The organism is Xanthobacter sp. (assembly GCF_041911315.1).
Lineage (GTDB): Bacteria > Pseudomonadota > Alphaproteobacteria > Rhizobiales > Xanthobacteraceae > Xanthobacter > Xanthobacter aminoxidans.
The window spans coordinates 1-6,398 of the sequence record NZ_JAYRPE010000088.1 but is presented as its reverse complement, the minus strand read 5'-3'; the positions used below and the strand labels follow the sequence as shown (position 1 = coordinate 6,398).

Annotated in this window: 7 protein-coding genes and 1 pseudogene; 7 read left to right on the top strand and 1 reads right to left on the bottom strand. The window is 68.9% G+C overall.

What is annotated here, in order from left to right; translation table 11 throughout:
• Nucleotides 1–231: 231 nt before the first annotated feature.
• Complete coding sequence (locus tag ACE3QW_RS24845; RefSeq protein WP_374254749.1) at nt 232–2,610, top strand: Tex family protein; 2,379 nt, start codon at nt 232–234, stop codon at nt 2,608–2,610.
• Nucleotides 2,611–2,670: 60 nt separating this feature from the next.
• On the opposite strand, the gene ACE3QW_RS24840 is transcribed toward ACE3QW_RS24845, so the two are convergent.
• The gene (locus ACE3QW_RS24840; RefSeq protein WP_374254747.1) at nt 2,671–3,066 is read right to left on the bottom strand and encodes a hypothetical protein; all 396 of its coding nucleotides are present in this window, start codon (nt 3,064–3,066) and stop codon (nt 2,671–2,673) included.
• A 208-nt stretch (nt 3,067–3,274) separates the two neighbouring features.
• On the opposite strand from ACE3QW_RS24840, the gene ACE3QW_RS24835 reads away from it, so the two are divergent.
• The 6 genes and pseudogenes from ACE3QW_RS24835 to ACE3QW_RS24810 all read left to right on the top strand — a co-directional run.
• Nucleotides 3,275–3,721: a host attachment protein gene (locus ACE3QW_RS24835; protein WP_374254746.1), complete on the top strand. Its 447-nt coding sequence runs from the start codon at nt 3,275–3,277 to the stop codon at nt 3,719–3,721.
• Between the two features lie 113 nt (nt 3,722–3,834).
• Entirely contained in the window at nt 3,835–4,341 is a 507-nt protein-coding gene (locus ACE3QW_RS24830; RefSeq protein ID WP_374254744.1) for a TspO/MBR family protein, read from the top strand.
• Between the two features lie 19 nt (nt 4,342–4,360).
• A complete protein-coding gene (locus ACE3QW_RS24825) occupies nt 4,361–4,555 on the top strand; it encodes a twin transmembrane helix small protein (protein ID WP_029556086.1) in 195 nt (64 codons plus the stop codon).
• Between the two features lie 5 nt (nt 4,556–4,560).
• Entirely contained in the window at nt 4,561–5,154 is a 594-nt protein-coding gene (locus ACE3QW_RS24820; RefSeq protein ID WP_250165330.1) for a cob(I)yrinic acid a,c-diamide adenosyltransferase, read from the top strand.
• A gap of 225 nt (nt 5,155–5,379) precedes the next feature.
• On the top strand, nt 5,380–6,126 hold the full coding sequence (locus ACE3QW_RS24815) for a rhomboid family intramembrane serine protease (RefSeq protein WP_374254741.1): 747 nt from the start codon (nt 5,380–5,382) through the stop codon (nt 6,124–6,126).
• A 132-nt stretch (nt 6,127–6,258) separates the two neighbouring features.
• A pseudogene (locus ACE3QW_RS24810) lies at nt 6,259–6,398 on the top strand (electron transfer flavoprotein subunit beta/FixA family protein); the annotation flags it as partial.

Genomic DNA, 6,398 nt, shown 5'->3' with positions numbered 1-6,398 from the left:
GCCGTCATCGCCCGGCTCGTCCGGGCGATCCACGGTTGGACGGGTTCGGGTTTCAGGACAGCGTGCAGGCGGATGGGTGGATCGCCCGGACGAGCCGGGCGATGACACGTAACAAATTGAGGGCGACAGATAAGGGCACCCGAACGGCTCTTTCCCCAGCCGCAACGTGACATCGCCCCATTGCTCGGCTATGGGCGTCCCCCCGTGTCGCAGGACAGTTGAGGAGACCCCATGGCCGCCGCACCGCAGGGCAACGCAGACGCCATCGCCCGCCTCATCGCCGCCGAGATCAACGCCCGCCCGGCGCAGGTGACGGCCGCCGTCTCCCTCATCGACGAAGGCGCCACCGTTCCCTTCATCGCCCGCTACCGCAAGGAGGTGACGGGCGGCCTCGACGACACCCAGCTGCGCACACTGGAAGAGCGCCTCTCCTATCTGCGCGAGCTGGAAAGCCGCCGCGCCGCGGTACTTTCCTCCATCGACGGGCAGGGCAAGCTCTCCGACGAGCTGCGCGGCAAGATCGAGGCGGCCACCACCAAGGCCGAGCTGGAAGACCTCTACCTCCCCTACAAGCCCAAGCGCCGCACCAAGGCGGAAATCGCCCGCGAGAAGGGCCTCGGGCCCCTTGCCGAGGAGATCCTGTCGGATCGCTCGGTCGCTCCCGCAACGCGCGCGGCCGCCTTCCTCAATGAGCAGGTGGCGGACATCAAGGCGGCGCTGGACGGCGCCCGCGACATTCTGGTGGAGACCTTCGCCGAGAATGCTGAGCTGGTCGGCCGCCTGCGCGGGCATCTCAAGGCCAATGCCATGCTCAAGGCCAAGGTGGCCGAGGGCAAGGAGGAGGCGGGCGCCAAGTTCCGCGATTATTTCGACCATTCGGAGAAGTGGGCCACCGCCCCGAGCCACCGCGTGCTCGCCATGCTGCGCGGGCGCAACGAGGAGATGCTGACCCTCGACCTGGTGGTGGACGAGGATGCCACCACCCCGGTGAAGCCGGCCGAGCGCATCGTCGCCGAGGCCTACGACATCCCCCTCGCCAATGGCGCCCCGGCGGACGGCTTCCTGCTGGAGGTGGCGCGCTGGGCGTGGCGGGTGAAACTCTCGCTCCATCTCACCGTGGAATTGATGGGCGAGATGCGCGAGCGGGCGGAGGAAGAGGCCATCCGCGTCTTCGCCCGCAACCTCAAGGATCTGCTGCTCGCCGCCCCGGCCGGCTCGCGCGCCACCATGGGGCTCGACCCCGGCATCCGCACCGGCGTGAAGGTGGCGGTGGTGGACGGCACCGGCAAGCTGATTGCCACCAGCACCGTCTATCCCTTCCAGCCGCGCAACGACGTGCAGGGCGCCATGGCGGAGCTGGCGCACCTCATCCGCCGGCACAATGTGGAGCTGATCGCCATCGGCAACGGCACGGCGAGCCGCGAGACGGACAAGCTCGCCGCCGACATGATTGCCGCGCTGCCGCCGGATGCGTCGGGCAAGAAGCCCATCAAGGTGGTGGTGAGCGAGGCCGGCGCCTCGGTCTATTCCGCCTCGGCCACCGCCGCCGCCGAGATGCCGGACATCGACGTGTCCATCCGCGGCGCCGTCTCCATCGCCCGCCGCCTGCAGGACCCGCTGGCGGAGCTGGTGAAGATCGAGCCCAAGGCCATCGGCGTCGGCCAGTACCAGCACGACGTGGATCAGGCCCGTCTCGCGAAAGCCCTCGATGCGGTGGTGGAAGACGCGGTGAACGCCGTGGGCGTGGACCTCAACACCGCCTCGGCCTCCTTGCTGGCCCGCGTGTCCGGCCTCGGCGCCTCGCTGGCGGAGGCCATCGTCGCGCACCGCAATTCGGTGGGCGCCTTCAAGACCCGCAAGGAACTCTTGAAGGTCTCCCGCCTCGGCCCGCGCACCTTCGAGCTCGCCGCCGGCTTCCTGCGCATCCCCGAGGGCGCCGAGCCGCTGGATGCCTCCGCCGTGCATCCCGAAGCCTATGAGGTGGCGAAGAAGATCGTCGCCGCCTGCGGGCGCGACGTGCGCCAGATCATGGGCGATACGGCGGCGCTGAAGGCGCTCGACCCGCGCGCCTTCGTGGACGAGCGCTTCGGCCTGCCCACCGTGCGCGACATCCTCACCGAGCTGGAGAAGCCCGGCCGCGACCCCCGCCCCGCGTTCAAGACCGCCACCTTCGCCGAGGGCGTTCACGAGATGAGCGACCTCAAGCCCGGCATGGTGCTGGAAGGCACCGTGACCAACGTCGCCGCCTTCGGCGCCTTCGTGGACATCGGCGTCCATCAGGACGGGCTGGTGCACGTTTCGGCGCTGGCCGACCGCTTCGTGAAGGACCCGCACGAGGTGGTGAAGGCCGGGGACGTGGTGAAGGTGCGCGTGGTGGAAGTGGACGTGAAGCGCAAGCGCATCGCCCTCTCCATGCGCAAGGACGATGCCGGCGCGCGGCCCGCGGGCGGGCGGCCGGAGCAGCCGCGCAATGACGGGCGAGGCAACGATTTCCGCCGGCCCCAGCAAGGCAAGCCGGGGGACAAGGGTGGCGAAAGGGGCGGCGACAGGGGCGCTCAGGGCGCCTTCGGCGCGGCGCTGGCCGATGCCATGCGGCGCAAGGGTCAGTAGTCCCAAACGAAAACGGCCGGGCTCAACGCCCGGCCGCATTCAAAAGCACAGACGGACGTGTCAGCGCCGGGCGTGGACCCGCGCGAGCTTCGGCACGAGGCGGGTGAGCCGGGCGCGGCGGCCGGAGGGCGGGCCGTCCTCGTCGTCCATCAGCATCACGGCGAAGCCCATCTGCACGCTGCCGAAGGTGATGCCCAGCGCCACCGTCAGCACCCCGAGGGCCAGAAGCCCATCCGGCGAGTGTGCGAACAGGCTGGCGAGATGCGCCACGTCGAAAGCGACGAGAAGCGCCACGAACAGCGCCGCAACAGCGATGCCGATGGCGGCGTGGCGGAGAAGGAAGCGGACCAGGAACGGCATGGCGGTATCCTCGGTGCGGGGCTGGGCGCTCTGGCTTTGCGTCGGCACGGGCGATACGTCGGAACCCTCGGCACCGATCACCGCGCGGATCGCCATCGGCCGCAGACCCTTTCACGAAAGCGTCTCACGCCGCTTCCGGTACGACAAGCGCCCGCCCGTCGACACAAGGTCGCAGAGGCCGGCGGAACGGTTTGTCCCTGGACAAGGCGCCGTCCCTTCCCATGTGACACACAGGCATGGACACCGGCCCCAACGGACGCTCAAGCCGGCGCTTCAGGCGCCCCGCGATCAGGGAGACAGGGACATGACGAAAACCGACAAGATGAACCGCCTCGTGGTGGTGTGCGACGGCGCCAAGGCCGTCCTGCTCGCCGATACCGGCATCGCCCCGGCGCCGCGCCTGTCGGTGATGGAGAGCTTCAGCGAACCCCATCCCGGCACCGCCGCCCTCGGCACGGACCGTCCCGGCCGGGTGCATGAATCCGCCACCGTCGCCCGCAGCGCGGTGGAGACCACCGATTTGCACGCCCAGGCAGAAGCCGCCTTCATCGCCCGGGTCGCCGGGCGGCTCGATGCTCTGGTGGCCGCGGGCGAGGCCCCGGCCCGCATCCTCCTCGTCGCCCCGCCCAAGGCGCTGGGCGTGCTGCGGGAGGCGCTGTCTCACCGCGTCAGGCCGCTGGTGGACGGCGAGATCGCCAAGGATCTGGTGAAGCTCCCGGTGGACGAAATCGCCGGCCACATCGCCACCTGAGCCTTGATCCCGTGAGCCTTGGCCCCCGACGGGCGAAACGATCCACCGGGGGCTGGCGTTCGGATAAGGAGAAGCCGCCGCCCGCATGGCCGGCGGTGGAAAGGTGCTTCCACATGTCCGTGACCTCCCCCCGCTCGCTTTCGCCCTGCGCCGTCTCCCGGCTGCGGCTCGCCGGTTGCCTCGTGCTGATGCTGGCGGTGGGCGCTGTCGGCGGGGCGGTGACCTCTCCGGCCATCCCCTCCTGGTATCAAGGTCTGGTGAAGCCGGGTTGGACGCCGCCCAACGCCGCCTTCCCCATCGTCTGGACGCTGCTCTATCTGATGATGGCGGTGAGCCTCTGGCGGCTGTGGGACAAGGTGCCCCCCTCCTCCGCGCGCACCGTGGCCATCGGCCTGTTCCTGGTGCAGCTGGCGCTCAATTTCATCTGGTCGCCGGTGTTCTTCGGCCTGCACGCGATCCACGCCGGACTCGTCATCATCATCGGCCTCGTGGTGCTGCTGGCGCTGACGCTGCGCGCCACCTTCCCGCTGGACAGAACGGCCGGCTGGCTGCTGGTGCCCTATCTCGTCTGGGTGTGCTACGCCTCGACGCTCAATGCCGGCATCGCCGTGCTCAACTGAGCGCCGGGAGGAAACGAAGATGGTGCACTGGTCGATCTATCTGTTCATCCCGCTGGCGCTGATGCTGGTGGCCGGGGTGCTCTTCCTCGGCCTGTTCAACTTCGCCTCGGGCGGCTCGCCCCAGCGCTCGCAGAAGCTGATGCAGATGCGCGTGCTGTTCCAGTTCCTCGCCATCATCATCGTGATGGCCACCATCTTCGCCATGGGTCGCTGACGGCCATGGTCAAGCTGAACAAGATCTACACCCGCACCGGCGACGACGGCACCACCGGCCTCGGCACCGGCAAGCGCGTGCCCAAGTACGATTTGCGCGTCGAGGCCTATGGCGCGGTGGACGAGACCAACGCCGCCCTCGGCATCGCCCGCCTCCACCTCTCCGGCGAGCCGTTGCTCGATGGCATTCTGGTGCGCGTCCAGAACGACCTGTTCGATCTCGGTGCCGACCTCTGCGTGCCCCCCGCCGCCAACGAGGAGCCGGGCGCGAGCCTGCGCATCGTCCCCGCGCAGGTGACGCGGCTGGAAGAGGATATCGATCTCCTCAACGCCGAGCTTTCTCCCCTTACCTCTTTCGTGCTGCCGGCCGGCACCGCCGCATCCGCCCACCTCCATCTTGCCCGCACGGTGTGCCGCCGGGCCGAGCGCATCATGGTCGCATTGTCGCACCAGGGCGAAGGCACGGTGGGAGAGGGCGCGGTGGGCGCGCCGGCGCTGCATTACGTGAACCGGCTCTCCGACCTGCTGTTCGTCGCCGGCCGCTATGCCAACGCCCGCGGCGCGGCGGACGTGCTGTGGGTGCCGGGCAAGAGTCGCTGAAGGAGCAGCTGAAGGCGCCGGACCTGACGCAGGCTCCGTCGCCAAGGCGCGGCCCTCCGCGTCAGAGCGCGTCCCCGTTCCGCCGCATCGGAAAAACACCCTAGGCTATTGAGCCAACGCATTTTCCTCACGCGGGGCGGTATCCACCCCGCGCGAAAATGCTCTAAGCTCGCCGCCACGGGACAGGACGGCCGCAGGCGGCGGACGGGTCCCCGGGACCGTGTGATGTTCGTTCCGCTTGCCGACACCAATCCCCTGGAGCATGTGCGCCGCCCCTACGTCACCTGGGGGCTGGTGGCGCTGAACGTGTTCGTCTTCGTGGCGCTCCAGCACGGCGCGTTCGGGCCGGTGAGCGAGGCCGGCGTGCTCGGCTTCGGAGCCATTCCCGCTGTGGTCAGCGGCGTCGCCATCCTACCCGAGGGGTACGAGCGGCTGCCGCCGGCCCTCACCCTCGTCAGCTACATGTTCCTGCATGGCGGATGGCTGCACCTCATCGGCAACATGGCCTTCCTCATGGTGTTCGCCGACAATGTGGAGGACGCCATGGGCCATGCCCGCTTCCTCCTGTTCTATCTGTTATGCGGGGTCATCGCCGGGCTGGTCCATGTGGTGGCCGAGCCGGGCTCGGAAGCGCCGCTGGTCGGGGCGTCCGGAGCGGTGGCCGGGGTGATCGCGGCCTATCTGGTGCTGCACCCGAACATCCGCCTGTGGGCGCTGGTGCTGATGAAGATCCCGCTCCGCGTCCCGGCCTACTGGGCCATCGGCGCCTGGTTCGGCCTTCAGGTGTGGCAGATCCTGTCGAGCTCGGACCAGGAGACGGCGTGGTGGGCGCACGTGGGCGGCTTCCTCGCCGGAGCCGTTCTGGTGGCGCTGATGCGCCGGCCGGGCGTCGCCCTGTTCGATCGCGATCCCTCCGGCGTGCCAAGCATCCGCGAACAGGGCGTCCGAACGCCGCGCCGGAGCGAGCGTTGACACACTTTCTGGCCCCTCCTACGTTGCCCGCCCGCAAGAAATGCTGCAATGCAGGGATAAGAGCGGAAGTCACGTTTATCGGCGGATTTTACGACCGCCGGTCGAGATTTCGGGAACGGGGAGCGCGTGTCGATGAAGATCCTGGTGCCCGTTAAGCGGGTGGTGGATTACAACGTTAAGGTCCGGGTGAAGTCTGACGGGTCGGGCGTGGAGCTGGCCAACGTCAAGATGTCCATGAACCCGTTCGACGAGATCGCGGTGGAAGAGGCGCT